The organism is Thiolapillus sp., assembly GCF_048562965.1.
Lineage (GTDB): Bacteria > Pseudomonadota > Gammaproteobacteria > Chromatiales > Chromatiaceae > Thiolapillus > Thiolapillus brandeum_A.
Genome location: NZ_JBHNMF010000583.1, coordinates 1 through 1,972 on the forward strand (window position 1 = coordinate 1; position 1,972 = coordinate 1,972).

General features: G+C 57.4%; 2 protein-coding genes and 1 pseudogene. 1 reads left to right on the top strand and 2 read right to left on the bottom strand.

The annotated features are described in order from the left end of the window. Positions 1–163: 163 nt before the first annotated feature. The gene (locus ACOCD2_RS17975) at positions 164–307 is read left to right on the top strand and encodes a hypothetical protein (protein ID WP_293649530.1); all 144 of its coding nucleotides are present in this window, start codon (positions 164–166) and stop codon (positions 305–307) included. Positions 308–897: 590 nt separating this feature from the next. Here ACOCD2_RS17975 and ACOCD2_RS17980 read toward each other — a convergent pair. Beyond that, positions 898–1,218 (bottom strand): annotated as a pseudogene (locus ACOCD2_RS17980) (AAA family ATPase); the annotation flags it as partial. Then, positions 1,101–1,972: AAA family ATPase (locus ACOCD2_RS17985; protein WP_419625855.1), on the bottom strand; the 872-nt coding region annotated here is incomplete at its 5' end. The pseudogene ACOCD2_RS17980 and the gene ACOCD2_RS17985, both read right to left, overlap by 118 nt.

Genomic DNA, 1,972 nt, shown 5'->3' on the forward strand with positions numbered 1-1,972 from the left:
GTGTTGGGTCAATAGCATAGACTCGGCGTACTATGATGTCAAGCCTCTACAGACATGAAAAAGCGATTGTAGATCCATGGAGGCAGGCTTGTACTCATCTTAGGGGTGAGTAGTTACGTCTCCTGTTGATAATCTAAAGACACGCTTGGTTCGGAGGCCTACTTTGTTTTCCCTCTGGCGCAAGGCACGCCGGGAAAACAGTGCGGCCTCGCGGCTACTGGGGTCTACCAGCCTTCGCTTCGCTCTCCATGGCTGGCAGCGAGTGTCCGCTTGCCGACTGCGGCTCATGCTGCGAGCGGCTTCCTGATATGTGTCAGTTGTCGTATAAAGATGGGTGGCATCGCGTGAACGGCTGGTGGCAACATAAGACCATTCACGATCTGACATGCCGTCATGAATCAAGACATGAGCATGATCGACGGTAACCCCCTGGCTTTTGTGGGCGGTGACAGCGTAGCCGTGCTGGAAATGCTCGTAGTCATTTGCATTCCAACTGACCTGTTTGCTAGCATCGGTTTCCGCGTGAAAAAGAATGCCGTCGGCGGTTTGCTCGATTTGGGTCAGCGTTGCGAGATCGCCATTCTTTACGTCAAGCTGTTTGCTGTTGCGCGTGAACAGGATGCGGTCACCCGCGCAATATTCACGTCCTTCGAGTTTGACCGCGTTGCTATTGTCAAGATCCCCGCGCTCGATAAGTTGGTCACGGGCGGCGCGGTTGAGCAAGACAACATCCCGCCGGGTGCCGGCAATCATCAGCGTTTCACCAGGTCGCGCAGGGTCGAAATCGTCCAGGTAGTTTTGGGCGAGCCGTTTGACAGCCTGCTCATGGCCCTTCTCAACATGAACCAAACCGCGTTCGTCGAACTGCCGCAATGCTTGGCCCGCTTCGCCATTGGCGAACTGGTGCACCGCTTCGCGGTGCCAATCCGATTTCTGGCGGCGAATGTCTTTGAGTTCGGCTGCCCCTGTTTCCTCTTGAATGAGCCGAAAGGCACCACCCGCATCAATCGGCTGGAGCTGGCGGGAGTCGCCGACAAGGACCACCTTTGCCCCAGCATCATCAGCATGCTGCATCAAGGCATCGAGCTGGCGGCTGCCAATCATCCCGGCCTCGTCCACGACAACAACCATATTTTCTTGGAGTTGTTTCTGTCCTTCATCCAGTTCGCGGAGGAGTGAATGCAGTGTCTGCGAATCAATGCCGGAGCCCTCCTGCAATCCCGCAATCCCGCCGCCGCTTTGCCCGCCAGGGCGCAGCCGATGACGGTTTTGCCATCCGCCTCCCATGCCTCACGGGCGGCGGCCAGGGCAAACGATTTTCCGGTTCCGGCCATGCCCTGGACCGCAACCACGCCAGCATCACCGGTCACATGCGCCAGCATGTGTTGCTGTTCCTCGCTGAGGGTGGGGAATGCTTCGCGGGCCTGCTGCAGGGCTTCATTTGACACCTGGTGCTGTTCGTTTTGCCGGGATCTCGCGGAATCGGCAAGGCGTTGCTCGATTTCCAGCATTTCCCGGCTCGTGAACCGGGGTTCGTTTCTGGCGTCCTGGAGCTTGATGAGTTCGTCATCCGCCAGTAATTCATCAAGGTATTGATCGGCTTCGTCCGCGCTTAAAACCCCCTGGGCCGCGACATAAACCGCGGCTTTGAGTTGATGCTGTGAAACGGTAGAAGCGTGCTGCGTCAATTCCCTGAGGATTTCCGCATGGGTCGGCATCCGGTCTGGCGTTTTGTCGTTGTCGTCGGATTCGGGCTCGGGCTCGAACGCCTGCAAGTTGTTCTTATCGATGCCAAGCTCGGCCGCCTGCGCCCGCCAGCTTTCTTCAAGCGCTTCGCCTGACGAGTGCTCCTTGTCTTTGCGCGTATCCAGCGCAGCGGTTTCTGATGCCCTAGCGCTGTGGCTGCCCACCTCCGCCAGTTTCGATTCGATCTGATCGCGGCGTTTTGAGAACTGTTTTTCGAGCCGTGGAT